The sequence below is a fragment of the Rhizobium sp. Rhizsp42 genome (genome assembly GCF_047304155.1).
Classification (GTDB): domain Bacteria; phylum Pseudomonadota; class Alphaproteobacteria; order Rhizobiales; family Rhizobiaceae; genus Rhizobium.
Map to the genome: position 1 here is coordinate 25,901 of NZ_JBGLYS010000016.1, position 25,314 is coordinate 51,214.

Below are 25,314 nucleotides of genomic sequence, written 5' to 3' on the forward strand. Positions count from 1 at the left end.
TGGTGCGGGTCTAGACTTTTGGCAACTGGAGTCGCCGCATGTCATCCGCCTTCTCGTCCATTCTCCGCGATCAACGAATACGCATTCCGTCGCTGACGCTTGTGACGCTTGCCTTCACCTATGCCTCGACGATGCCGTATCAATCCATCATCGGAATTACCGAACTGGGCATGTCGGATCACGCCTATTCGATACTGATCTTCGCCGCCGCCCTTATCAATGTCGTGACCAGCCTGACGCTCGGCATCTGGTCCGACAAGCTTGGCGACCGGAGGCTGCTGGTGCTGGCACTGTCGGTAAGCGGCATGATCGGCTTCGGGATGATCTACGCGTTCCGCAACGCAGCCGCCTTCATGATCGGCGTGCTGCTGTTCATCCCGATCAGCAACGCGACCTATTCGGTCCTTTTAGCGAGCATCCGCGCGGCAACAAACACCATGGATCGCGGCAAGGCGGCTGCGATCACTTCGACGGTACGGGCGCTGTTTTCCGGGTCATGGGCGCTGGCGCCGGGTTTGATCGGCCTCTATCTCGTCAGCGCGCACTCGATGACGCCGGCCTACGGCATTGCCGGGCTGGCGAGCCTCGTCTGCTTCTGCCTCTATCTCTTTCTGGCGAAGGGCGAGCCAAGGCGAGATGCGTTGTCCTCGCAACAGGTTGGCTTCTTCAGTTCGCTCGCGCTTGTCTTCTCGCCTCGCGTGCTGATGCGGGTCGGCATCTTGTCGATGATGCTGGGCCTGCAGCGTTTGAGCAGCGTGGTGTCGCCGCTGATCATCACTCATGATGCCGGCGGCAGCGTGGCGGATGTGGGCATCACGGCCGGCATGGTCGCGTTCCTGGAAATGCCGTTCATGCTGATGTGGGGCGCATTGCAGCGACGTTTTCGCAGCGTCCATATCCTGGCTACCGGGACGCTGATCTACTGCGCCTATCTGGTGATGCTCAGCCGCGTTACCGCGCCGTGGCAGATCTATGCGCTCGTCGTCGTCAACGCCTGCGGTTGCGCGGCGATCCTCAGCGTGCCCATCACCTACCTACAGGACCTGATTGCCGACCGGCCAGGGCTCGGCACATCCCTCATCTCGGTCAATACCTTTGCGGCGAACGGCGTCAGCGCGGGAATTTTCGCCCTGGGAACAAGCTTCACAAGCTATTCCGGAACCGCCTTGCTGGCGGCCGGTGTCGGCGTTGCGGCGATATTGCTGCTGCTATTCGTGGAGGCTGAAAAGCCACAGCTACAGCAATCCGCTACCCCGCGCTAATCCTGTAAGCACAACGCCGCGCGCCGTGGAGGATGTGTTCCTCGCGCTCGACGTCCGCGCCGAGGATGCTGCGGAAGGTTTCGAGTTCGGAGCGGCAGAAGCCGGCGCAGGCGGTGGCGGCGGCGCAGATGGGGCAGTGGTTTTCGATCAGGAGCAGCGAGCCGTCCTCCTCCTGCCAGCTATCGGCCATGTAGCCTTCGTCGGTGCGGATGCCGGCCAGCTGGCGGACGCGGGTGGGGAGATCCTTGGCGGTGATCTCGCTGCGGTAGCGCGCCAGCGTCTCAGCCTCGCGGGCGGCGATGACGGTGTCGAGCGCCTGGGGGCCGAGGCTCTGGACCATGGTTGCGAGAAGCGTCGCGGTTAGTTCGGCGTGGCGGTCCGGGAAGCGGGCGTTGCCCGATGGGGTCAGGTGCCAGAGCTGGCGGGGACGGCCCCTGCCCGGCGTGGGCTCGGAGACGGGCTCGACCAACCCTTCGTCCGCCATCTTCGCCAGTTGCTGGCGCGCGGCCTCGCCGGAAATGGACAGCGCTTCGCCGATGGCCGATAGGAGTTGCGGCCCTTCGGTCTTGAGCAGCATCAGGATTCGGTTGGCTGATGATTGGCGCATAGGCTGATATTTTTCCAAGCTTGTTCTTGCTTTAATAACGCGGCCGTGTAATTTTTCCTAGCTATAACTTGCAAAAAACTTCCCAAGAGCTTTCCAGGAAACATTCAAGGCATTCCGCATGAGCAGCATCGACGACGTCGCGACGGAGCGCTCCTCCGTCTTCCATCTCTTTTCCAGACCGGTCCTAGCAGCCACGCTGATGCTCGGCGGCGGCGTGACGCTCTATGCGGTCGAGGCCTATATCATGGCGACCATCGCGCCATCGATCGTGCGCGATATCGGCGGGCTGGAACTGCTCTCGTGGGTCACCACGCTGTTCGTCGCGGCTGCGGTGCTGGGGTCCATCTTCGTCGCGATGCGGCCGCGCGGCATCGGCCTGCGCACGGTTTATGTCGCCGGCGCACTGATGTTTGCGGCCGGCAGCCTGATTTGCGCGCTGGCGCCCTCGATGCAGGTCATTCTGGCCGGACGCGCGGTGCAGGGATTTGGAGCCGGCGCGCTGGGCGGGCTTGCCTATGCATTCATCCGCTTTGCCTATCCCGAGCACCTGTGGCGCAAGGCCTCGACGCTCTATGCGGCGATCTGGGGCGTGGCGACGCTGCTCGGCCCAAGCCTCGGCGGGCTGTTTTCCAATGGCGACACATGGCGTCACGCCTTCATGCTGCTTGTCCCCGTGAGCGTGCTCATGGCTATCCTTGCGCCCGTGCTGCTGCCGTCGGCGCATGACGACCGGGCTCCCGGGCGTACGCCGATCACGCAGATCGCGCTGCTTTTGGCCGCCGTGCTTCTGGTCAGCATCGCCGGCACGATCGAGACGACGCAATCGAAAGCGCTGCTGGTCGCGGCATCGCTCATCGCCGTGGTCGCCATGCTCGGCATAGAGCGGCGAAGCGAGAACCGCCTGCTGCCGACAGGCGCCGTCGCCCTCAGCATGCCGATTTCACGCGTCTACCTGATGATGTTCCTGCTGATCCTGGTGCTGACCAGCGACATCTACATCCCCTATTTCCTGCAATCCCTGCACAATGTCAGCCCGCTGGAATCGGGATACCTCACGGCGCTCGTCGCGCTCGGCTGGACGGTGGCAGCGTTCCTCAGCGCCTCGTTCTCCGGTCGCCGCGCCGGGCGCGCGATCGTTGTCGGCTGCGTGATCGAGACGGTTGCGGTCGCGGCGCTGGCGATCTTCCTGGCACGCGACAACCAGGCAGGCAGCATCGCGCTGCTCGCGCCGGCCGTCGTCTTCATGTTCCTCATGGGGTTCGGGGTCGGGCTCGGCTGGGCGCATCTGGTGACCAAGGTGCTGCGCCTCGTGGCGACATCGGAGCAGGACAAGGCCTCGGCGGCGATCACCACCGTGCAATCGCTCGGAAGCGCATTCGGCGCAGCCTTCGCGGGCGTCATCGTCAACAGCACCGGCCTGCTTGCGCCAGGCGGCGTTGCCGGCGGCATATCCGCGGCGCATTGGCTGTTCGTGCTGATGGCGCTGCCGGGGATCGTGACGATCCTGATCTCGCTGTCGATCCAGAAGTCCGGCAACGAGACGCAAGCGACGGCAGCGGCGTGATCGTCAGACGCGCAGCATGATCTTGCCGATATGGCTGCTCGATTCCATCAGCTTGTGGGCTTCGACCACATCCTCGAAGGCGAAGGTCTTGTGGATCACGGGGGCAAGCTTGCCCTCGTCGAGCAGCGGCCAGACCTGCGACAGGAGATCGTCGCGGATGGCGCGCTTTTCTTCCGGCGTGCGCGGGCGCAGGGTGGAGCCCGTCACCGTCAGCCGCTTGACCATGATCGGCGCGAGGTTGGCCGTTTCGGCAACCGCGCCGCCGAGGAAGGCGATGATCGAGAGGCAGCCGTCCTTCGCCAGCGAGGCGAGGTTCTTCTCGAAATAGGCGGCGCCGATCATATCGAGGATCATGTCGACGCCCTGGCCGGTCTCGGCCTTGATCACCTCTGCGAAATCCTCGGTCTTGTAATTGATGGCGCGCTTCGCGCCGAGCTTGACGCAGGCGTCGCATTTTTCCTGCGAACCTGCCGTGGCGTAGACCTCGGCGCCGAAGGCGCGGGCAAGCTGGATCGCGGTGGTGCCGATGCCGCTCGTGCCGCCGTGGATGAGCACCTTCTCACCTTCGGTCAGGCCCGCCATCTGGAACATGTTGGCCCAGACCGTGAAGTAGTTTTCAGGAAGTGCTGCCGCCTGGACCGCATCGTAACCTCTTGGGAACGGCAAGGCTTGCCCTGAGGGGATGAGGCAATACTCGGCATAGGCGCCGCCATTGGTGAGGCCGCAGACCTTGTCGCCCACAGAATAACCACCGACGCCGGGGCCGATCGCGACCACTTCACCTGCGATTTCAAGGCCGAGGATCGGGCTTGCGTCCTTCGGCGGCGGATAGGTGCCCTGGCGCTGCGCGACATCGGGACGGTTGACGCCGATCGCCTGGGTGCGCACGAGGATCTGCCCCTCGCCCGCCACGGGCAGCGGCCCGCTCGATATGATCATCACGTCAGGGGCGCCGAAGCGGGGCAAATCGACAAAACGCATAAGCGCAGGCAAAGACATCACCGGTCTCCTCATTCGGATAGCAGTGAGATAGTTCAGCAACGCCGCGTTGAGAAGGGCGGAAACGCCGGAGCGTCAATTCGCCTCGCCCAGCCGATGGAAGACCAGGCCTTCCGCGCTTTCCTTCGCCAATGCCTTGATATGGGCAATGGCGGCGGAGACGCGGCTGATGTCGTCGATGACGAGACCCTTGGGGAGTTCCAGAACGCCGATCGAGCAGCGCATCAGCGGGAATAAGGCTTCGACGCCGGCGCGGTCGTGGCCGCGGATGCGGCCGGCGGCACGGTCGATCTCGGAGTAGAGATCCTGGGCATCGTCGTGGAAGTCGCCGATCAGACGATCGAGAATTTCCGTCAGCTCCTCCTTGGTCCAGCCCTGCACGCCGATGAAGAAATCGTCGCCGCCGACATGGCCGAGGAAATGGCGCTCGGCGAAGAAGTAGCGCCGCATCAGGGCTGCAAAGAGCGAGATCGCGTGGTCGCCGAGGTGGAAGCCATAAGCATCGTTGAAGGGCTTGAAGTTGTCGAAATCGCAATAGCAGAAGTGGCGGGTTTCGTCGCTGTCGCGGCTCGCCTCGCGCATGAAATCGCGGATGGCGTGGTTGCCGGGAATGCCGGTCAGCGGGTTCTGGTCCTGCGCGGTCTTCAGCTTCTTCTCGTTCATCACCTTGATAAGCGAGGCGGCCGAGACGACGCCGGCATAGCGCATGTTTTCCGTCAACAGCAGACAGTTGGCGCCTTCCATGTTGGCGAAGATGGTCATCAGCTGCTCGGCATCGGAATCGAGGCCGACGATCGGCGCCATTTCGACGAAATGCGAGATGGTGCGCTCATACATCTTGTTCTTCAGCAGATCGCGGCCGAAGGGGTGGTAGATATATTCCTTCAGATGGCGCTCGTGCAGGATACCGCGCGGCTCGCCATTGGCGTTCAGAACCGGGAAGAAGGCATTCTGCGGATGGCGGCGGAAGACCTCGAAGACGCTGTCGATCGTATCGTTTTCATAGACCGTCGGCAGCACTTCGATCTGCTTGCGGATGAGGATTTCGTCGAGCGACTGATTGTTGCGCTTGCTTTTGCCGAGTTCCTGCAGATGCGGGAATGACGGGACCAGCTCTGAGACATGGGTGGTCGGGCGCGAGATGAACCAGCCCTGCACGAGATCCACACCATATTCGCGGCATGTGATGAACTCGGCTTCGGTCTCGATGCCCTCGGCAATGACGCGGGTGCCGAGCACATGGGCGATGTGGACAATGTTCTTCAACAGGTGGCGCTTGCGCGGGCTGCCATCGATATCGGCGATGAAGTAGCGGTCGATCTTCAGGTAATCCACCGGATGATCGCAGAGCAGCTTCATCTCGCCGTGACCGACGCCGAAATCGTCGATCGCCAGCTTGAAGCCGCGCTTGCGCAGCAGCGACACCAATGCGGCGAATTCGGGAACCGAGGTGTTGTCGAAGCGCTCGGAGAATTCGAAGCAGATCGAGGATGGCGGGATATTGGCAAGCTTCAGATGCTGCAGCAGGTTTTCCACCAGCTGCTCGCCATGCGGAATGAGGCGGACATCGAGATTGAGGAACAGCGTCGCGGTGGAGAAATTCGGCAGCGACGCGAACTTGGCGAGCGCACGGCTGGCCACCATCTGCTCGAGCTGCAGCAGCTGATCGCCGCGCTGGGCCTCGTCCAGAATTTCCAGCGGCGAATTGAAGCCCAGGCGCTCCTGGCCGCGCATCAGCGATTCATAGCCGAAGGCAACACCGGTGCTGGCTTCGACGATCGGCTGGAAGGCGTTTTCGATAACGAGTTTTGCGAGAGTAATGATTTGATCGCTGGTGTAGCGACGAATAAGGGCGGGCTCTACGGTGGCAGCCAACGACATGCCATTCTCCACTATACGGCATTTATAATTATAATTTTTCGCGCGGAGACTACGGGCGAAGCGTCAACGAACACTTTCCCCAATGTGAAGGTTTTGTGAAAACTGGCGTTTTATCAATTGCATGCCGCAACCGCCGCACTGGGCGGCGGTCATACATAAGCCGCGTTCACGCGGTGCGGCGATGCTCGTGGTCGGCGAACATGTCGGCGACGCATCTGGCATCGGCGGGGGCGCAATCGCGCGCTTTCGGCAGGCCATCGACCTTGCGGGCGGCGTCCCAGAGCCGGAGCGCTTCGCGCACCACCTCGCTGCTGGAAACATAAGTGCCATCGTCTATCGCCGCGCGGATATCGGCCGCCTGCAGCGGAGAGATGGAAACGGTTACCATCGGCATGACATCACTCCCATTGCCTCGTGGTCTCCCATCGCCTCGTCGGGCAGACACCTGCCCGGTCGAGAAACGGATACACACTCGCTTCGGCCGCCCTTCCGGTCGCGGGTGCTGGGCTTTGAGCAGCGTCGCTTTCACACGTTTGCGACCTCTGCCATGAGGTTAATTTTAGTCTTCACTCACATTCTTGTCAAAAAAGAAACAGTGCGTGATGAACAGGCTGTGAATAGCGGGCACAATCAGCGGCGGATGGCGAGGCCGAAAGCGAGCATCGACCAGCCCTGCAGCAGCAGGTCGCAGGCGAGGAAGAGGCCGAGGATCCACAGGCTGTTGACCGGCCAGCCAAGCACGATGACGAAGCCCGCGAGCGCCGTGATCAGGCCGCTCAAGAGCACCCAGCCCCAACCTCTCGACGGGCGCATGCGCCAGCCGACGAAGACGCGGAAGATGCCCGCCACCAGCAAGGCCATGGCCAGAAACAGCGTGAGCGCCGCCGATGCCAGAATGGGATTCATGAAGGCGAAGACGCCGGCCAGCACATAGAGCACGCCGCTCAGCGCCCAAAACAACAGCTGCTCCCACTCGCGCACCTGAAAGGCATGGGCGAGATAGACGATGCCGCCGACCAGCATGAGCAGGCCGACATAGTAGACGGACACGACGGTGGCCAAAAAGACGTTGGCGGCGGCGATGGCGCCGAAGACGATCAGCAGCGCGCCGAGGACCACAAACCAGACCCATTTCGACCGCAGCGCGGAGGACGAAGGCATTTCGTTGGACATGTCTGTCATCATGCACCTCCCGGTTGTTCATTGAGTATGGCGCAGAAACGGCGGATGGAAAGAGATATCTTACGGAAAAGGCGATCAGATTTTTATTGATTGATCAGTCAATCAAAATTATGTTGGCTCTATTGCAGGAGAAAGACCGTGCCGAAAGTCGGAATGGAACCGATGCGCCGCAAGGCGCTCGTCGATGCAGCGCTGCGCGTGATTGGGGATCACGGCTCGCTCAGCGTCACCATGTCCGAAATCGCCAAGCAGGCCGGCGTTTCACCGGCGCTCGCGCACCACTATTTCGGCAGCAAGGAGCAGCTGCTGATCGAAACGATCCGCTCGCTTCTAAAGCAGCTACGCGACGACGCGGTGACGGCATTGAAGGCGGCCCCCACGCCGCGCGCGCGGCTTTCGGCGGTGATCCGCGTCAGCTTCCACGCCGACCAGTTCGCGCCGCAGACGATCGCGGCCTGGCTTGCCTTCTATGCCGAGGCGCAGCGCTCGGAAGAAACGCGCCGCTTTCTCGTCATCTATGCCAGGCGCCTGCGCTCCAACCTCGTCGCCAATCTGAAACCGCTCTGCCCGGCCGATGTCGCGGAACATATCGCAGAAGGCGTGGCCGCGATGATCGACGGGCTCTACATCCGCCAGAGTCTCGGCTCGACGCGTGTTGGCGCCGAGGCCTCGATCGCGCTGACGGAGGATTATGTGACGATACAGCTAAGAGGGACGGCGCGATGACCGCATCGATGCCCTCCCCCACTCTGCCGCAGCCAACCGCTAAAAGGATAGACCCATGAGAGCCCAGCCCACAGCATCGCACTTCATCGATGGCGAGTATGTCGAGGACGATGCAGGCACCGTGATCGAGAGCCTTTATCCGGCGACCGGCGAGATCATCGCACGGCTCTATGCTGCCACGCCCGCCATCGTCGAAAAGGCGATCGCCGCTGCCAAGCGCGCCCAACCGGAATGGGCGGCAATGAGCCCGACGGCGCGCGGCCGCATCCTGAAGCGGGCCGCCGACATCATGCGCGAGCGCAATCGCGAACTCTCGGAGCTTGAAACGCTCGACACCGGCAAGCCGATCCAGGAGACCATCGTCGCCGATCCGACCTCGGGCGCCGACAGCTTCGAGTTCTTCGGCGGCGTGATCGCGGCCGGCCTCAACGGCTCCTACATCCCGCTCGGCGGCGATTTTGCCTATACCAAGCGCGTGCCGCTCGGCGTCTGCGTCGGCATCGGCGCCTGGAACTATCCGCAGCAGATCGCCTGCTGGAAGGCAGCACCGGCGCTTGCCGCAGGTAACGCCATGGTGTTCAAGCCGTCCGAAAATACGCCGCTCGGCGCCCTGAAGATCGCCGAGATCCTAATCGAGGCGGGCCTGCCCAAGGGGCTCTTCAACGTCATCCAGGGCGACCGCGACACAGGCCCGCTGCTCGTCAACCATCCCGATGTCGCCAAGGTGTCGCTGACCGGCTCAGTGCCGACCGGCCGCAAGGTGGCGGCGGCGGCGGCAGGCAATCTCAAGCATGTGACGATGGAGCTCGGCGGGAAATCGCCGCTGATCGTCTTCGACGACGCCGATATCGACAGCGCGGTGGGTGGCGCCATGCTCGGCAACTTCTACTCGACCGGCCAGGTCTGCTCCAACGGCACCCGCGTCTTCGTGCAGAAGGATATCAAGAGCGAATTCCTGAAGCGGCTGAAGGCACGCACCGAGGCGATGGCGATCGGCGACCCCATGAACGAGGCGACGCAGATCGGCCCGATGGTCTCCTGGGCGCAGCGCGAGAAGGTCCTCGAATACATCGAGAAGGGCAAGACCGAGGGCGCGACGCTTGTGGTCGGCGGCGGCATTCCGAACAACGTCTCGGGCGAAGGCTATTACGTTCAGCCGACGGTGTTTGCCGACGTGACCGACGAGATGACGATCGCCCGCGAGGAGATCTTCGGGCCTGTCATGTGCGTGCTCGATTTCGAGGACGAGGCGGAAGTCATCGCGCGCGGCAACGCCACCGAATTCGGCCTGGCGGCCGGCGTCTTCACCTCCGACATAAGCCGCGCGCACCGGGTGGTCGACCTGCTCGAAGCAGGCACGCTGTGGATCAACACCTACAACCTCTGCCCGGTCGAGATCCCCTTCGGCGGCTCTAAGCAATCCGGCTTCGGCCGCGAGAATTCGATTGCCGCACTGGAGCATTACTCCGAGCTGAAGACGGTTTATGTCGGCATGGGGCCGGTTCAGGCGCCTTATTGATATTCAGTTGATGCCTTTTCGGCTTTGCTTTGAGGCCCCCTCATCCGCCCTACGGGCACCTTCTCCCCGCTGGGGCGAAGGGGGAACGAGACGGTGCGGCACATCCCTTCTCCCCGCCGGGGAGAAGGTGGCGGCAGCCGGATGAGGGGGCCACCCGCTCCACAAAAATATAAGGGAACATCATGCAGCAGGCAGATTTCGTCATCATCGGTTCCGGCTCGGCGGGCTCGGCGCTTGCCTACAGGCTGTCGGAAGACGGCAAGAACAGCGTTATCGTCATCGAGGCCGGCGGGTCGGATTTCGGGCCGTTTATCCAGATGCCGGCGGCTCTGGCCTGGCCGATGAGCATGAAGCGCTACAATTGGGGCTATCTTTCCGAGCCAGAGCCAAACCTCAACAACCGCCGCATCACCGCGCCGCGCGGCAAGGTGATCGGCGGGTCGTCGTCGATCAACGGCATGGTCTATGTGCGCGGGCATGCGGAGGATTACAACCGCTGGGAGGCGCTTGGCGCCAATGGCTGGGCCTATGCCGACGTGCTCCCCTATTTCAAGCGGATGGAACACAGCCACGGCGGCGAAGAGGGATGGCGCGGGACGGACGGACCGCTGCATGTGCAGCGCGGCGGCTTCCGCAACCCGCTGTTCCACGCCTTCATCGAGGCCGGCAAACAGGCGGGCTTCGAGGCGACGGACGACTATAACGGCTCGAAGCAGGAAGGCTTCGGACTGATGGAGCAGACGATCTTTCAAGGGCGCCGCTGGTCGGCCGCTTCAGCCTATCTGAAGCCGGCGCTGAAGCGGGCGAATGTCGATCTCGTCTACGGCCTTGCCCGCAAGATGGTGATCGAAAACGGCCGGGCTGTTGGCGTCGAGATCGAGCGCGGCGGCAAGGTCGAGGTCATCAAGGCCAACCGCGAGGTGATCGTCTCGGCTTCCTCGTTCAATTCACCGAAGCTGCTGATGCTCTCGGGCATCGGCCCGGCGGCGCATCTGAAGGAGATGGGGATCGAGGTGAAGGCGGACCGGCCTGGTGTCGGCGCCAACCTGCAGGACCATCTGGAATTCTATTTCCAGCAGGTCTCGACCAAGCCCGTCTCACTTTACTCGTGGCTGCCCTGGTTCTGGCAGGGCGTTGCCGGCGCGCAGTGGATGTTCACCAAATCAGGGCTCGGCACCTCCAACCAGTTCGAGGCCTGCGCCTTCCTGCGCTCAGGGCCCGGCGTCAAGCAGCCGGATATCCAGTATCACTTCCTGCCTGTCGCGATCAGCTATGACGGCAAGGCGGCCGCCAAGAGCCACGGCTTCCAGGTGCATGTTGGCTATAACCTGTCGAAATCGCGCGGGAACGTGACGCTCGCCTCATCCGACCCGAAGGCCGATCCCTTGATCCGCTTCAACTATATGAGCCACACAGAGGATTGGGAGAAGTTCCGCCACTGCGTGCGGCTTACCCGCGAGATCTTCGGCCAGCAGGCCTTCGACCAGTATCGCGGCTCCGAGATCCAGCCGGGCGAGAACGTCCAGACGGACGATCAGATCGATGCCTTCCTGCGCGAGCATCTGGAAAGCGCCTATCACCCCTGCGGCACCTGCAAGATGGGCGCCAAGGACGATCCGATGGCGGTGGTCGATCCGGAAACGCGGGTTATCGGCGTCGATGGCCTGCGCGTCGCCGACAGTTCGATCTTCCCGCACGTGACCTATGGCAACCTCAACGGCCCCTCGATCATGACTGGAGAGAAGGCCGCCGATCACATCCTCGGCAAGCAGCCGCTGCCGCGCTCCAACCAGGAGCCGTGGATCAATCCGCGCTGGGAAGTGAGTGATCGGTAGGGCTGAATGCCCTATTTCGGTTTCGCGGCCCGTGCCTTGTCGAGCTTCGCTCTCAGTTCGGCGAGGACCTCCTCGGCGGTGTAGTACACGCCGGTCCGCCTTGCCTCTTCCGCGGAGGCAAGGCCGCGCGCAATGAACTGGCGGTGCTCGATCCGAGCGCGCATGGCGCCTTCGACAAATGCCTGCAACGTCTCGCCGTCCCGCAAGACGCTTTCGGCGGCGGCGCGCAGGTCGGGAGCGAGGTCATTTGCAGAGGAGCTTGCGGGTTTCACGGCATCCATCTCAGCGTTGCCATTGCTGCCCAGAATGCAAGACAACTGGCGACATGGAAACCTTCGCCTTTAAGGGGTTTTGTCTTGCCACTCGCGCCTGATCTCGTCCTGATAGGCGAGACCATCGACCGTTCGATTTCTCCAAAGGCCGAATGCCTCGCTCCGATCATTCGGTGAATTCCCCTTGAGGAATTTGCCGATCGCCCGGCGAATGAGAGACGAGCGTGAGACGTTCTCAAGTGCGGCGATGGAATCCAGAGCCTTCAGGTCATCCTCGCCGATATCGACGCTTATTCTCATCTTGGCTCCTCCTGTTTGGTCGGAGGATAACACATATCTCAAAACCGCAACCTCGCCCGCATATTCGCCAGGGCTTGCAAACGCGGGCCACGGGGCAGATAAGACCGGTGCCCCCTATTCTGTCCCCACGCCCCCAAGTGACCGACATGCCCCCTCTCTACCGCAAATCCAAGCTGCTCCGCCGTTCGCGCGTGTTTCGGGGCTCGTTCTCGCTCTGGCGTCCGCGTCTGGTGTTCTGGTGCGGTGCATTGGCGATCGGGTTGATCAGCGTCGCCTTCGCGGAACTTGCCGACATGGCGCAGAAGGCATTCGCGGCGGTGACGACGTCGGGGCGCTGGTCGTTTCTCTTGCCGCTGGTCATTACGCCGGCCGGCTTCGTGCTGTCGGCCTATCTGGCGGCGAAGTTGTTTCCAAATTCGCAGGGGAGCGGGATTCCGCAGGCGATCGCGGCGCGACACCTGCATGACGAGGCTGACCGCACACGGCTGCTGTCGCTTAGGATCGCGGGCGGCAAGATTCTGCTCACGGTGCTCGGCCTCTTCTCCGGCGCATCGATCGGCCGCGAGGGGCCGACGGTGCAGGTGGGCGCGTCGATCATGCTGGCGGTCGCGCGCTTCGGCGGCATGGCGCAGGCGCGCGGGCTGATCCTGGCGGGCTCGGCCGCCGGCATCGCGGCGGCCTTCAACACGCCGCTTGCCGGCATCGTCTTTGCGATCGAGGAGATGAGCCGGACTTACGAGTCGCGGTCGAACGGGCTGGTGCTGACCGCGGTGATCCTCTCCGGTCTCGCCGCGCTCGGGCTGTCGGGCAGCTACAACTATTTCGGCTCTACCTCGGTGGCCCCGATGCATATGGCCGATTGGGGCCTCGTCATCATCTGCGGCGTCGGCGGCGGGGCGCTTGGGGCAGGCTTCAGCGGCCTTGCGCTGCATGTCGGTCAGCGCGTGCGCCGCTGGGCGCAGCCGCAGCCCTTGAAGCGCATGCTCTTTCTCGCGGGCGGCTGCGGTCTGGCGATAGCGGTCATCGGCATCGCGTCGGGCGGCAATACGTTCGGCACGGGCTACGAGCAGGCGCGCGGTGCGGTCGAGGGACATGCGCTGCCGCTGTTCTTCTTCGTGGAGAAGCTGCTCGCCAGCTTCCTGTCGATGATTTCAGGCATTCCGGGCGGCATCTTCGCGCCGTCGCTTGCCGTCGGCGCCGGTTTCGGCAGCACGGTCGGCTCGCTGATCGGCAGCAGCATCGCGCTGGCCGCGATCCTTGGGATGGCTGGCTATTTCGCCGGTGTCGTGCAGGCGCCGATGACGGCCTTTGTGATCATTCTGGAGATGACGGGCGATCATGAGGCGGTGATCCCGATCATGGCGGTGTCGATGATCGGCTATGTGACGTCGCGTTTCCTGTCGCGCGAGCCGCTCTATCATGGCCTGTCGCGCGTGTTCATCGCAGCCACGATCCGGGCGCGGCGCGCAGCCGAGAAGGCGTCACATCAGGAAGAGCCGGCCCACTAGTCTCGGCTTAGGCCAGCATCCGCGTGACTTCGGCACCGCGTGGTGCCACTGCGTCGGCGATGGTGGTGGAGAACAGCACCTTGCGGGTGGCGTCTGCCACCTTGGCGAAGACGTGGCGGATTTCGCAGTTCTGCTCGCCGTCGCAATCGTCGCACTTGCGGTAGGCGGTGATGGACAGGCAGGGGAGCGGGGCGATCGGGCCGTCGATGATGCGTAGCACTTCGCCGAAGGTGATCATGTCGGCCGGCTTCAGGAGCAGATAGCCGCCCTGCTTGCCGCGGCGGCTGACGACGATGCCCTGGTGCTTGAGGTCGAGAAGGATCTGCTCGAGGAACTTCTTCGGGATTTTCTGCTGCGCCGCGATATCGGAGATCATCACAGGTTCGCCGTCATCGGCCTCGGCCAGAACGGTGAGCGCCCTAAGCGCGTATTTCGCCTTCTGCGTAATCATTTTCAGCCATCGACACACAAGCGGCGGACACTAATTGCGCCCGGCGGAACTCTTCTTTTTCTTTCTATCTCACGCGCTGGATGAACATAGTTTGAACAAGCGCGCAAAACCCCTGAGAAACAGGCTTTTCAGCCTTGTTTTCAATCTCAAATCAGCAATCTCGAATTTAACCGAAAAAGCGACCCTCCAGGCATCAAATCACATTTCCGATTGACAGGCGACGTGTAACCCTACTAAATCAATAGAGATTAAGGCGCGACGCTGGCCATCCATGCCGGCGCGGCTGCTTTTCTGCATTGCAGCGGCCGGGGAGAGATATTTGCTCCATTCCAGCCTGCTTTCGAAATGCCTGTTTCTGTCCTCTCCATCCCCAAGCTGCGATACTCCTGTCAACATCTAGGACAGGATTCCCATGACTGTTGCTCATACAATCGAAGAAGCGGAAACGCTGAACACGAAGCTTGCAAGCCTATCTCTGGCGGAACGCCTGTCGTTCGTCGCCGGCCTTGGCGGGCGGGTCGTGTTCACGACATCGCTTGGTATCGAAGACCAGGTCATTACCGCCGAGATCGGCAATCACCGACTGCCGATCGACGTCGTGACGCTGCAGACCGGCCGCCTTTTTGCCGAGACGCTCAACCTGATCGACGAGACGGAAAAGCAGTACGACATCCACATCAGCCGCTACGAGCCCGAGCAGGCCGATATCGACGCCTATGCGGCGCAATACGGCCTGAACGGTTTCTACGAAAGCGTCGAAGCCCGGCATGCCTGTTGTGGCGTGCGCAAGCTGAAGCCGCTTGCGCGCGCGCTCAATGGGGCAACCATCTGGATCACCGGCCTGCGCCGCGGCCAATCGGCCAATCGCTCCGAAACGCCGTTTGCCGAATATGACGCCGATCGCCATCTGCTGAAGGTCAATCCGCTGGCCGACTGGGACATCGACGTCATCAAGGCCTATGTCGCCGACAACAGCGTGCCGATCAATCCGCTGCATGCGCGCGGCTATCCGTCGATCGGCTGCGAGCCGTGTACCCGCGCCATCAAGCCCGGCGAGCCCGAGCGCGCCGGCCGCTGGTGGTGGGAACAGGACCAGACGCGCGAATGCGGCCTGCATGTGGCTGAAGAGGCGTCCGCCATTTCCATCCAACAGTAACCCCTCGGCATCGGGATCAGAGCGCGGCAGCCGCCAGCGCTCCCCGATGCATAGTCTCATTGCATTCCGGGCCATGTGTCCGCGAATGATCGAAGTCTGGAGTAAGACATGCCCGATAGCCGTCCGGATACGGAACTCAGCAATCCGCAGAGCACCAAGCCGCCGCTCGACCCTCATCTGAAGGCGCTCGAAAACGAATCCATTCATATCTTCCGCGAAGTGGCGGCCGAGTTCGAGCGTCCCGTGATGCTCTACTCGATCGGCAAGGACAGCTCGGTGCTGCTGCATCTGGCGCGCAAGGCCTTCTATCCCGGCCGCGTGCCCTTCCCGCTCTTGCACGTCAACACCGGCTGGAAGTTCGCGGAGATGATCACCTTCCGCGACAAGATCGTGAAGGAATATGATCTCGACCTGATCGAGCATATCAATCCGCGCGGTGCAGCCGAAAACATCACGCCGTTTACCTATGGCTCGGCGCGCTACACCGACATCATGAAGACGGAAGCGCTGCGCAATGCGCTCGACGCCGGCAAGTTCGACGCGGCCTTTGGCGGCGCGCGGCGCGACGAGGAAGCCAGCCGCGCCAAGGAGCGCATCTACTCCTTCCGCACGCCCGACCACCGCTGGGATCCGCGCAACCAGCGCCCCGAGCTCTGGAACATCTATAACGGCCAGATCCGCAGCGGCGAGAGTGTGCGCGCCTTCCCGCTGTCGAACTGGACCGAGGTCGATATCTGGCGCTACATCCAGGCGGAAAACATTCCGATCGTGCCGCTCTACTTCGCCGCCAAGCGTCCCTTCGTCGAACGCGACGGCATGATGATCGATGCGACCGATCCGCGCCTGGAGCTGTTGCCCGGCGAGACGAAGCAGGAGGATTACATCCGCTTCCGCACGCTCGGCTGCTTCCCGCTGACGGGCGCGATCAAGTCCACCGCCACGACGATGGACGACATTATCGCCGAACTTGAAATTGCCACTGTCTCCGAACGCCAGGGCCGCGCCATCGACCGCGACCAGTCCGGCTCCATGGAGAAAAAGAAGCGTGAAGGATATTTCTGAGATGACTGCAGCAGCAACAGCAAGCGCCATCGCCGCCCCCGCCGCCGAGCCCGCCCAGGCCGTGCGCGACACGCGACCGTTGCGCCTCATCACCTGCGGCAGCGTCGATGACGGAAAGTCCACGCTGATCGGCCGCCTGCTCTGGGACACCAAGGCTGTCAAGGAAGACCAGGCAGCGACGCTGCGCCGCGATTCCACCGGCAAGCAGAACGATCTCGGCCTGCCCGACTTCGCGCTGCTTCTCGACGGCCTGCAGGCCGAGCGCGAACAGGGCATCACCATCGATGTCGCCTATCGTTATTTCGCGACCGACAAGCGCTCCTTCATCGTTGCCGACACCCCCGGCCACGAGCAATACACCCGCAACATGGCGACCGGCGCATCCACCGCCGATCTCGCCATCCTCTTGGTCGACGCCCGCGCCGGCATCCTCGAGCAGACGCGCCGCCACGCGACGATCGCCTCGCTGCTCGGGATCAAGCAGTTCGTGCTCGCGGTCAACAAGATCGACCTCACCAACTACGACCGCGCCGGCTTCGAGAAGATCGTCCACGAGTTCCGCGAATTCGCGCTGTCTCTCGGCGTCAAGCAGATCACCGCCATCCCGATGTCGGCGCTGAAGGGCGAAAACGTCGTCTATTCCGGCGAGGCTTCGATGCCGTGGTATGCCGGCCCGACGCTGGTGGAAACGCTGGAGCTCGCCACCGTGCGCTCGTCGCAGACGGTCGGCTTCCGCCTCTCCGTTCAGCGCGTGTCGCGCCCGGGCGAAAGCTTCCGCGGCTATCAGGGCACGGTTGCCGGCGGCTCTGTAAAGCCGGGCGACAGCGTCATGATCCTGCCGTCGGGTATGGTCGCCAACGTCACCAAGATCGTCACCTTCGACCTCGTGCGCAATGCCGCGGTCGCGGGCGACGCGATCACGCTGGTGCTCGACCGCCAGGTGGACGTGGCGCGCGGCGACATGATCGTTTCGATCGACAGCCAGCCGCAGGTGGGCCTGTCCTTTGACGCCCAGATCGTGGCCTTGCAGCCCGAGGGCATCGAGGCCGGCAAGCGCTACTGGCTGAAGAGCGGCAGCCGCCGCCAGCGCGTTCAGGTTCAGCCTGTCGCGCAGCTGCAGCTGAAGACCGGCACATGGACCTCGGCCGAGACGCTCTACATGAACGCCATCGGCAAGGTGCATCTGACCTTCGACGAAGCGGCGATCTTCGACCCCTACGAGCAGAACCGCTCGTCGGGCGCCTTCATCCTGATCGATCCGGAGACCAACAATACGGTTGCCGGCGGCATGGTGACGGGCAAGCGCTCGGAGCTCAGCGGCCTGCACAGCGCCGACGGCCGCGTGATCCTGTCACTGCCGGCCGACCTTGCCGACCAGATCATGGCCAGCGAGCTGTTTTCCAGCCGCCGCGACGAGGCGGAAGTACGCCGGATGACGGCGGCGGAGGCCGCCAACCTCTGGACCAACGCCGGCGGCGATATCTGACATGACGACATGAGACGGGGCCGATCGGCCCCGTTTTCTTTTGGGGAGGCAAGGGCATGCGTGGCATCGCAACACCGGTAAGGCCCGTCTCGTCACACAGCATCGTCGTGCCTGCCGCAGCGGGGCGCGCCATGTCCTCACAGGATTGGAGCCGGCTGCTGCTGCTTGGCGCGCTGTGGGGTGGTTCGTTCTTCATCGGACGGATCGCCGTTTCCGAGATTTCGCCGCTGGCTCTCGTCTTCTACCGGGTATCGATCGCGGCACTGGCGCTGCATCTCTGGCTGAAGCTTCGCGGCCTCTCCTTCGCGCCGGTGCTGGCGCACCCGGCCGGCTTCCTCGGCCTGGCGCTGCTAAACAACGTCATCCCCTTCTCGCTGATATTCGCCGGGCAGACCGAAATCGGCGCAGGCCTCGCCTCGATCTTCTACGCGACGACGCCACTATGGACGATCTTGGTCGCCACCATGCTGACGAAAGACGAGAGGCTTTCAGTCTTGGCGCTCGCGGGCATCGCGCTCGGCATCGCCGGTGCTGCGGTGCTGATCGGGCCCGGCCTGATCTCCAATCTCGACGGTCCCCTCTGGGCCAAGCTCGCCGTCATCGGCGCCTCCATCTCCTATGCATTTGGCGTGGTGCTTGCGAGGCGCTTCCGCAGCGTCGGCGCCGAGGTGATCGCCACCGGCCAGCTGACGGTCTCGAGCCTGCTGATGCTGCCCGTCGTCGCCATCTTCTGCGCGCCTGATGACATCATCCCCGTGAGCGGCTCGACATGGCTGGCGATCGCGATCCTCGGTCTCCTGTGCACGGCGCTCGCCTTCATCCTCTATTTCGGCCTCATCGCCTCGGCCGGCGCGACCAATGCCTCGCTGGTGACGCTGCTGGTGCCGGTGAGCGCCACGCTCTTGGGCGCGCTCTTCCTCGGCGAGCGGCTGCGGATGTTCGAGCTCGCCGGGATGGCGCTGATCATGAGCAGCCTTGTTGTGATCGATGGTCGGGTATTGCGGCGGCTCGTCGGTGGCGGCGAGATACGGAGGATGACGGCGGCGCAGGCGGTGCGGCGCTGGCCTCATGCGGCGAGCGATATTTGACGACAGAGGCTAGCGCGTCGTGCGCTCCATGAGGATATCCCTCTGCACGTCATCGCCCACCGTGAACGTCGTGCTGCCGACCGGCACGAAGCCGACCTTGTTGTAGAAGGCGATGGCGCGGGCGTTCTTTTCGTAGACCGTCAATTGCAGGCGCTCCACATCGCGCGCGGCACATTCCGAGACAACGGCGTCGAGCAGGCGGTTGGCGAGGCCCTGGCCGCGCCAGGCGGCGTCGATGTAGATGCGGCTGAGCAGGCTGGCGTCGGCATTGGATGGCGAGACGACGAGATAGGCGTAGCCGGCAAGCGTGTCGCCGTCTGTCGCCAGGAAGACGGCGGCTCCGGGATCGGCGATTTCGGCGGCCTGGATGTCCGGACGGAAGGCCTTGGTAACATAGGCTTCGAGATCGGCGGGCGGCGTATCCTCGCCATAGGTGGCGCGGAACAGGCGGGCGGCGAAATGGCTGAGTGCCGCCGCATCCGCCGCTTCGGCCCGCCTGATCTCGATCGATGCCGTCATCGGTATTGCCTCCGCCTAGAACAGCGGCATGTGCCGGTTGACGTCCTTGTAGAGCAGGTAGCGGAAGCGGCCAGGGCCGCCGGCGTAGCAGGCCTGCGGGCAGAAGGCGCGCAGCCACATGTAATCGCCGGCCTCGACCTCGACCCAATCCTTGTTGAGCCGATAGACCGCTCTGCCCTCAAGCACATAGAGCCCGTGCTCCATGACGTGGGTTTCCATGAAGGGGATGACGCCGCCGGGCTCGAGCGTGACGATGGTCACATGCATGTCGTAGCGCAGGTCGGCCGGGTCGATGAAGCGGGTGGTCGCCCAGACGTCGTCGGTATCGGGCATCGACTGCGGCGGGTTCTGATCCTCATGGGTAAAGAGCGCCGGTGGCGGCTCCAGGCCTTCAACCGGCTGGAAGGCCTTGCGGATCCAGTGGAACTTGGCTGTAGCAGCACCCTTGTTCCAGAGCGTCCATTTCGAACCGGCGGGCAGGAAGGCGAAGGAGCCGGGGCGCAGCACATGGGTGGCGCCTTCATGATCGACCGTCACCTCGCCATCGACGACGAAGAGCACGCCCTCGGCGCGCTTTTCCGGCTCCGGCCGGTCACTGCCGCCGCCGGGCTGCACTTCCATGATGTATTGCGAGAAGGTCTCGGAGAAGCCGGTCATCGGGCGGGAAATCACCCAAGCGCGCGTGCCCTGCCAATGGGGCAGATAGCTGGTGACGATATCGGTCATCACGCTGCGCGGGATGACGGCGTAGGCCGTCGTGAACACCGCCTTGCTCGACAAAAGATCGGTCTGCGGCGGCAGGCCGCCCATGCTGGAATAGTAATCTCTGCTCATCGATCCGCTTCTCATGACATTTGTGACATCAAGCTTTAAGCGCGAGATTCCAACGAGGCAATATGCGGATTGGCGGAAGTGTTTTTCTGTCCGGGAGACCATAAGGCCATGGGCCAGGCAACCTGACCACGACGCTCATCGCGAAAGCGGCATCAGGCCGCTTTCTTGGCACCATCAACTGGCAAAGGCTGCGCCATGCGCGTGACCGCGTATAGCTCCGCCTCGGCGATTTCCTTTGCGAAACGCTGACGGAATGGGATGTAGTGCGGCCTGCCAATCGGCGCGGAAATACAAGACAGGTGCGAGTTGTCGCCCACAAATCGTAGGCCCGCCCGATCAAAGCCGATGGTCGAATAGTAGTAAGGAAGTTGCCCTTCCTCGATAAGGTTCGCCAGAATCAAGTTCAGAACCGACTGCTCCGGGCAGAACCATCTGTATTCCTCGTGATGATCACCGACCAAAGGCGGAAGAATGAACTTCTGCACCTTGCACAGTGCGAGCCAGTACAGCAGTATTTCCTTGGCGGCCGGCGTGTTCCTGGACACAATCCTGTTGACGATGTGCATCGGGAAATTGCAGGAAAACACCGTATTCCCGCCAATTTCGACGATCTGGCGGCCGCTCGCATGTTGCGCGACCTTTCGGCGCTGATCCTCACACTCGCGGCCCACGAAGAAGTCATGAACATCGCCCGTTCCGGCAACGAATTCCGGAATGTTTTCCATGGCAACCCGCAGGCCGGGATACTTGCCAATATTGGCGTCGGTGTAGATCACGAGGTCATTTTTGTTCATCGATTGCAGAGCGTGGAGCAAGACGAACGGCTTCCATGCGCACATGCCGATCGTGTGCAGGCCCGGATTTTTCGGCAAGGCGTACTTGTCGTCATAGCGCTGCACCAGATCCTCGGCGCCTAGGGCGCGGAGTTTTCGCGGCGTATAGGCCTCAAACTCGCATCCCTGCGATAGAACGAGCGCCTTCAGATCTTCCATGGATTGGTCCAGCGGCAGACCATCATCATGCGGAAAACCTTCGGTGTGGAAAGTAATGACCTTTATTCTGGTAATCATGGCCTGCATTCCCCCACGCCTATTTGGCTCGCTCAGAATAGCTATCGTTTTATGGTTAACAGATTGTTACCACTGGCATGCGACTAATCTACACACGCAATACGGGTCATTACAGCGAGCCGCTCGGATTCGTGAAATATTGCGACAGAAGCCCGATGGCAGCAATCGCCGACTGACCTGTCCGTGAGGATATTCGCGCGAGGCGTATTTTAATCTTGCAGATGATGTTGGGGATCGGCGAAATCCGGGTGGCTGATGGGAAGAAAACCGCGCCGCGTTGGACAAGTATGAGCAAGGCCGACAGAGTTCTGCCATTGCCGCCGCGAGAATACAGGAAGTCAGAAGTTCGGGATCGGGCGGAAAATCCTGTAATGCCGGGATTTTCAGCTGGTCGGAGTGAGAGGATTCGAACCTCCGACCCCCACGTCCCGAACGTGGTGCGCTACCAGACTGCGCTACACTCCGTGACCAGCGGCGCCTCTATAGACCGGCCCAACGGCTTGCGCAAGCACCAAAATCCAAAGCGGGTTGCATTTTTATGACGGCGGCTGTGGGAAGCGCGGCCGGGCTTGCGCGCGAGCAAAAAGCCACACCCGCCGCAAATTTTGCAATCGCGAAAAAGAGCTGATTTTCTTTTGCCGGGTTCCGCGCTAAAGCGCTGTCAGGACAGGCTGAAACGCTGCAGGGGCAGTGATTCCCGCCGCCGAATGCGCGATAAATCCAGGGACGACATCATGAAACTCCGCACTTTCGCAGCCGCAGCGCTGGCCATCACCTTGGCCGGCTGCACGACCATCCCAACGGCCGCCGATCCGATCTCCAGCCGCTGGGTCGGCCAGTCCGCCGGCAAGTTCTTCGCAGCCTTTGGCCCGCCGCTTACCGATGCCGACAATGGCAGCGGCAACGTCTACACCTGGAAGGGCGGCTACAAGACCGTGACCGTTCCGGCGAAGTATGCCGACGGCACTGAGGGCAAGCGCGGCAAGCAGATCTCGCCCGCCCGCAAGCAGTATCTGCGCTGCCAGGTTACCATTACCACCAGCTCGGACTACACGATCCGCAGCATCAAGGTCGCCGGCGACATCCCCGGCGTGAACGGCCCCTCCTACTGCGCCGAATTCCTGGCGCCTGCCCAGCCGGCCGCGCAGTAAGGCGTAGTTGGGACGAGAGATATAAAAGGCGGGACGCGGGTTCCGCCTTTTTTGTTTGGCGGACACACGGTTGCCGCCACACAAACCAAACATGCTTGAAGCGCGATCGCGTTCAGGGATTTATTGGATGAAAAGGATCTCAGTGGCTGGGGCGCCAGGATTCGAACCTGGGAATGCCGGTACCAAAAACCGGTGCCTTACCGCTTGGCGACGCCCCACCAGAGACTGGCAGCGAGAAACGCTTGCCAATTGCGTCGCCTGATTAGCAAAGGTCCGTGAACGTCACAATCATTAAGTTTCGGGGCGAGCATATTTCTGTGCGGTCTTTTCCATGCGCTCTTTTTTGTACGCTTTGGCGGACGGCATGCTAGGTCTCTTCTCAGACCATACCGCTTCGGAGTGACAATGAGCCAGTATCGTGCCCGCCCGCCTGCCCTCGCTACCCTTCTCCTCGACGATGCCGTCGTCAGGATCACACGTTGGGACTTCGAGCCCGGCGCCGATACCGGCGTGCATACGCATGGGATGGGCTATGTCGTGGTGCCGATGACGGACTGCCAGTTCCTGATCGAGGAGAATGGCGATAGCCGGCGGGTGGATATCGCGGCGGGTGCCGCCTATCGGCGCGATGCGGGCACCGAACACAATGTCGTCAACAAGCCGATGTCCTTCATCGAGATCGAGTACAAGTAGGTCGTTACCGGATACGACCGGGTGGACGACCGCAGGAACGACATGGCCAATCCAGACTTCAATCGCGCCTTCGAGCCCGCCTACGGCCAAACGGTGCCTATTGCGCCTGGTGTTCAGCGGATCACGGTCAACAATCCGAGCGCTTTCACCTTTCACGGCACCAACAGCTATATCGTCGGCGACCGCTCGGTCGCGGTGATCGATCCCGGCCCTGAGGACGACGCGCATTTTTCGGCGCTGATGGCAGCGCTTGAGGGGCGCGAGGTCACGCATATCCTCGTCTCGCATACGCATCGTGATCACTCGCCGCTGTCGCGCCGGCTCAAGGAGGCGACGGGGGCTATCGTCGTCGCCGAAGGGCCGCACCGGGCGGCGCGGCCGCTGCATGCGGGGGAGACCAATCCCTTCGCCGAGAGCTCCGACATGTCGTTTCGCCCCGATATCGCGCTTGCCGACGGCGAAGCAATCGAGGGCGATGGCTGGCGGCTGACGGGCGTGCATACGCCGGGGCACGCGGCCAATCACATGGCATTCGCGCTTGACGACACCGGCATCCTGTTTTCGGCCGATCACGTCATGGCGTGGGCGACCTCGATCGTCGCGCCGCCGGATGGCTCGATGGCCGATTACATGGCTTCTCTCGACAAGCTGATTGCACGGCGCGACCGGCTGCTCCTGCCCGGCCATGGCGGCCCGGTGCGCAAGCCGATCTCCTTCATGCGGGCGCTGAAGACGCATAGGCGGATGCGTGAGCGCGCGGTGCTGGGGCGGATCAGGGCCGGCGATACGAATATCCCCGACATGGTGAAGGTGATCTACCGCGACACCGATCCGCGGCTGCACGGCGCGGCAGCGCTTTCCGTGCTCGCGCATATCGAGGATCTGATCGAGCGCGGCGAGATCGAGACCGATGGCCCGCCGGCGCTTCTGGGATCGTATCGGATGGCCGGGAAATAGGTCGAGGCAGACGACTCGATCAGCTGCCGGCGATGCCGAGCAGTTCGGCGTCCAGCGCCTTCAGATAGTCCTCGGCGATATCGGCGCTGAAGCCGAGGTCGGAGGGGCCGTAGCGGGAAGCGACGCGGACGTCGACGAAGGTGGTCTCGGCCTCTTCGCGTAGGCGGATGATGACGTCGAAGCGCAGGCCGAGAACCAGCGTGCGCGTTTCACCCTGCAGCGTCACGCCGTTGGCGCGGCGGATCAGCTGGGCGACGTCGTCATCATAGGGGCGCGGCGTTGGAACGGGCACGACATCGGGGGCCTCGTCGGGAACGGCGGTGTTGTCGGCGGCTTGGTTCTGGGCCTGGGGCTGGGCCTGTGGCTTGGCGGCCGGTTTGTCTTCCGGATCGCGGGTCGGCACGCTGTCGCCTTCGGCGCGCGTGATGCGGATGCCGTTCAGCTTGGCGACCTTCTTGACGGCCTCCAGCACGCGGTCGATGGCGCCGTCGTAGCGGCGGCCGGTGAGTTCCGGATAGGCTTCGAGCTGCTTTTCGCGATCCTCCGGCGTCACCGGAACCCGCTTCAGCCAGATCTGATCGGCGCTTGGGGTCTTCAGCCAATCCGGCACCGAGACGGGATCGGTGGAGACGTCGTAGATGACTGGCATGCTCAGATAGCGCTCGACCGCCAGCCCGCCGATGACGAGCGGCAATGCCGCGAAGATCAGCGCCTTCAGCGCATCATGGCCGCCCTCGGCGCCCGTCAGCCACAGGCTGCGCAGGCCGGCTGCGGCGAGAACCGCGGCCAGGATGCTGAAGCCGGTGGCGACGATGAGGATGAGGACGAGATAGGGCGTGGCGAGGCCGGCGAAGCGGTGGCCGATCAGCGCCGCCAGGCACAAGACCAGCGCAAAGGCCGCGAACCGCCTGGAAAAGCGGGCGGCACTGGAAATGGGGCGGTCGAAACGGATTGCCATCAAACTTACCGGTTAGTCGCAAGCGGCGCGTCCCGCATGAACGCGCAAATCGCCCAAGCACTTGTTTAGTGCAAGATTCGCCTAAATTGAAACTGTTGTCTTACGCGAGCGTGTCCAATCCACGATGAAGCCACGTTTTAGACCTCCAAAGCGGGCATGGATTACGTGAGCATTTTCTGATATTGAGTTGTTTTCCCGCAGTTGCAGCATGTTCATCGGTCACGGACGAACAGG

General features: G+C 62.7%; 25 protein-coding genes and 2 tRNA genes. 13 read left to right on the top strand and 14 right to left on the bottom strand.

All coding sequences use genetic code 11. The features are described 5' to 3' along the window. The first annotated feature begins 38 nt into the window (after positions 1–38). On the top strand, positions 39–1,262 hold the full coding sequence (locus tag ACCD05_RS16650; protein ID WP_413394059.1) for an MFS transporter: 1,224 nt from the start codon (positions 39–41) through the stop codon (positions 1,260–1,262). On the opposite strand, the gene ACCD05_RS16655 is transcribed toward ACCD05_RS16650, so the two are convergent. Then, positions 1,249–1,869 (bottom strand): helix-turn-helix transcriptional regulator, encoded by a 621-nt coding sequence (locus ACCD05_RS16655; protein WP_413394061.1) that lies wholly within the window; start codon positions 1,867–1,869, stop codon positions 1,249–1,251. The genes ACCD05_RS16650 and ACCD05_RS16655 overlap by 14 nt on opposite strands. Positions 1,870–1,987: 118 nt before the next feature. Here ACCD05_RS16655 and ACCD05_RS16660 point away from each other — a divergent pair, with 118 nt between their 5' ends. Then, the gene (locus ACCD05_RS16660) at positions 1,988–3,433 is read left to right on the top strand and encodes an MFS transporter (RefSeq protein ID WP_413394063.1); all 1,446 of its coding nucleotides are present in this window, start codon (positions 1,988–1,990) and stop codon (positions 3,431–3,433) included. A gap of 3 nt (positions 3,434–3,436) precedes the next feature. Here ACCD05_RS16660 and ACCD05_RS16665 read toward each other — a convergent pair whose 3' ends face one another. The 4 genes from ACCD05_RS16665 to ACCD05_RS16680 all read right to left on the bottom strand — a co-directional run bounded on the left by ACCD05_RS16665 (position 3,437) and on the right by ACCD05_RS16680 (position 7,495). Beyond that, positions 3,437–4,432, bottom strand: coding sequence for an NAD(P)H-quinone oxidoreductase (locus ACCD05_RS16665; RefSeq protein ID WP_413394065.1), 996 nt, complete (start codon positions 4,430–4,432; stop codon positions 3,437–3,439). Positions 4,433–4,507: 75 nt separating this feature from the next. Continuing rightward, entirely contained in the window at positions 4,508–6,313 is a 1,806-nt protein-coding gene (locus ACCD05_RS16670) for an EAL domain-containing protein (RefSeq protein ID WP_413394067.1), read from the bottom strand. Between the two features lie 166 nt (positions 6,314–6,479). After that, positions 6,480–6,707: a type II toxin-antitoxin system ParD family antitoxin gene (locus tag ACCD05_RS16675; RefSeq protein WP_018899011.1), complete on the bottom strand. Its 228-nt coding sequence runs from the start codon at positions 6,705–6,707 to the stop codon at positions 6,480–6,482. Between the two features lie 236 nt (positions 6,708–6,943). Further along, positions 6,944–7,495, bottom strand: a complete 552-nt coding sequence (locus tag ACCD05_RS16680) for an HdeD family acid-resistance protein (RefSeq protein WP_112982258.1) — start codon at positions 7,493–7,495, stop codon at positions 6,944–6,946. A 138-nt stretch (positions 7,496–7,633) separates the two neighbouring features. Here ACCD05_RS16680 and betI point away from each other — a divergent pair, with 138 nt between their 5' ends. From betI to betA, 3 genes are all read left to right on the top strand, one after another. Beyond that, a complete protein-coding gene (betI, locus tag ACCD05_RS16685; RefSeq protein ID WP_413394070.1) occupies positions 7,634–8,221 on the top strand; it encodes a transcriptional regulator BetI in 588 nt (195 codons plus the stop codon). A gap of 55 nt (positions 8,222–8,276) precedes the next feature. Further along, a complete protein-coding gene (gene betB / locus ACCD05_RS16690; RefSeq protein WP_413394071.1) occupies positions 8,277–9,740 on the top strand; it encodes a betaine-aldehyde dehydrogenase in 1,464 nt (487 codons plus the stop codon). Positions 9,741–9,922: 182 nt separating this feature from the next. Continuing rightward, the gene (gene betA / locus ACCD05_RS16695) at positions 9,923–11,575 is read left to right on the top strand and encodes a choline dehydrogenase (RefSeq protein WP_413394073.1); all 1,653 of its coding nucleotides are present in this window, start codon (positions 9,923–9,925) and stop codon (positions 11,573–11,575) included. 11 nt (positions 11,576–11,586) lie between these two features. On the opposite strand, the gene ACCD05_RS16700 is transcribed toward betA, so the two are convergent. Both ACCD05_RS16700 and ACCD05_RS16705 read right to left on the bottom strand, forming a co-directional pair. Then, positions 11,587–11,847, bottom strand: coding sequence for a prevent-host-death protein (locus tag ACCD05_RS16700; RefSeq protein ID WP_413394197.1), 261 nt, complete (start codon positions 11,845–11,847; stop codon positions 11,587–11,589). Positions 11,848–11,916: 69 nt separating this feature from the next. Continuing rightward, positions 11,917–12,147, bottom strand: a complete 231-nt coding sequence (locus tag ACCD05_RS16705; RefSeq protein WP_413394075.1) for a ribbon-helix-helix protein, CopG family — start codon at positions 12,145–12,147, stop codon at positions 11,917–11,919. A gap of 146 nt (positions 12,148–12,293) precedes the next feature. On the opposite strand from ACCD05_RS16705, the gene ACCD05_RS16710 reads away from it, so the two are divergent. Further along, positions 12,294–13,655, top strand: a complete 1,362-nt coding sequence (locus tag ACCD05_RS16710) for a chloride channel protein (protein ID WP_413394077.1) — start codon at positions 12,294–12,296, stop codon at positions 13,653–13,655. Between the two features lie 7 nt (positions 13,656–13,662). Here ACCD05_RS16710 and ACCD05_RS16715 read toward each other — a convergent pair whose 3' ends face one another. Next, a complete protein-coding gene (locus tag ACCD05_RS16715) occupies positions 13,663–14,106 on the bottom strand; it encodes an RrF2 family transcriptional regulator (RefSeq protein WP_026283096.1) in 444 nt (147 codons plus the stop codon). A gap of 412 nt (positions 14,107–14,518) precedes the next feature. On the opposite strand from ACCD05_RS16715, the gene ACCD05_RS16720 reads away from it, so the two are divergent. The 4 genes from ACCD05_RS16720 to ACCD05_RS16735 all read left to right on the top strand — a co-directional run bounded on the left by ACCD05_RS16720 (position 14,519) and on the right by ACCD05_RS16735 (position 18,898). Beyond that, on the top strand, positions 14,519–15,262 hold the full coding sequence (locus ACCD05_RS16720) for a phosphoadenylyl-sulfate reductase (protein WP_112982156.1): 744 nt from the start codon (positions 14,519–14,521) through the stop codon (positions 15,260–15,262). Positions 15,263–15,370: 108 nt separating this feature from the next. After that, the gene (gene cysD, locus ACCD05_RS16725; protein WP_413394079.1) at positions 15,371–16,324 is read left to right on the top strand and encodes a sulfate adenylyltransferase subunit CysD; all 954 of its coding nucleotides are present in this window, start codon (positions 15,371–15,373) and stop codon (positions 16,322–16,324) included. 1 nt (position 16,325) lies between these two features. Next, positions 16,326–17,810: a sulfate adenylyltransferase subunit CysN gene (gene cysN, locus ACCD05_RS16730; RefSeq protein WP_112982158.1), complete on the top strand. Its 1,485-nt coding sequence runs from the start codon at positions 16,326–16,328 to the stop codon at positions 17,808–17,810. Between the two features lie 56 nt (positions 17,811–17,866). Then, positions 17,867–18,898, top strand: a complete 1,032-nt coding sequence (locus tag ACCD05_RS16735) for a DMT family transporter (RefSeq protein WP_413394081.1) — start codon at positions 17,867–17,869, stop codon at positions 18,896–18,898. Between the two features lie 9 nt (positions 18,899–18,907). Here the strand turns inward: ACCD05_RS16735 and ACCD05_RS16740 are convergent, their stop codons facing one another. From ACCD05_RS16740 to ACCD05_RS16755, 4 genes are all read right to left on the bottom strand, one after another. After that, the gene (locus ACCD05_RS16740) at positions 18,908–19,417 is read right to left on the bottom strand and encodes a GNAT family N-acetyltransferase (RefSeq protein ID WP_413394083.1); all 510 of its coding nucleotides are present in this window, start codon (positions 19,415–19,417) and stop codon (positions 18,908–18,910) included. A gap of 15 nt (positions 19,418–19,432) precedes the next feature. Then, positions 19,433–20,251 (bottom strand): bifunctional allantoicase/(S)-ureidoglycine aminohydrolase, encoded by an 819-nt coding sequence (locus ACCD05_RS16745; RefSeq protein ID WP_413394085.1) that lies wholly within the window; start codon positions 20,249–20,251, stop codon positions 19,433–19,435. 152 nt (positions 20,252–20,403) lie between these two features. Next, positions 20,404–21,330: a hypothetical protein gene (locus ACCD05_RS16750; RefSeq protein WP_413394087.1), complete on the bottom strand. Its 927-nt coding sequence runs from the start codon at positions 21,328–21,330 to the stop codon at positions 20,404–20,406. 379 nt (positions 21,331–21,709) lie between these two features. Further along, positions 21,710–21,786, bottom strand: a tRNA-Pro gene (locus ACCD05_RS16755). Between the two features lie 269 nt (positions 21,787–22,055). Here ACCD05_RS16755 and ACCD05_RS16760 point away from each other — a divergent pair. Continuing rightward, positions 22,056–22,472, top strand: coding sequence for a hypothetical protein (locus ACCD05_RS16760; protein ID WP_113235707.1), 417 nt, complete (start codon positions 22,056–22,058; stop codon positions 22,470–22,472). 143 nt (positions 22,473–22,615) lie between these two features. Here the strand turns inward: ACCD05_RS16760 and ACCD05_RS16765 are convergent. Beyond that, positions 22,616–22,690 (bottom strand) — tRNA-Gln (locus ACCD05_RS16765). 187 nt (positions 22,691–22,877) lie between these two features. Between ACCD05_RS16765 and ACCD05_RS16770 the strand changes: the two genes are divergently transcribed. Both ACCD05_RS16770 and ACCD05_RS16775 read left to right on the top strand, forming a co-directional pair. Then, positions 22,878–23,165, top strand: coding sequence for a cupin (locus ACCD05_RS16770; RefSeq protein WP_413394089.1), 288 nt, complete (start codon positions 22,878–22,880; stop codon positions 23,163–23,165). A gap of 42 nt (positions 23,166–23,207) precedes the next feature. Then, on the top strand, positions 23,208–24,122 hold the full coding sequence (locus tag ACCD05_RS16775; RefSeq protein ID WP_413394199.1) for an MBL fold metallo-hydrolase: 915 nt from the start codon (positions 23,208–23,210) through the stop codon (positions 24,120–24,122). Between the two features lie 19 nt (positions 24,123–24,141). Here the strand turns inward: ACCD05_RS16775 and ACCD05_RS16780 are convergent, their stop codons facing one another. Continuing rightward, a complete protein-coding gene (locus ACCD05_RS16780; protein ID WP_209232897.1) occupies positions 24,142–25,080 on the bottom strand; it encodes a DUF1499 domain-containing protein in 939 nt (312 codons plus the stop codon). Positions 25,081–25,314: the final 234 nt, after the last annotated feature.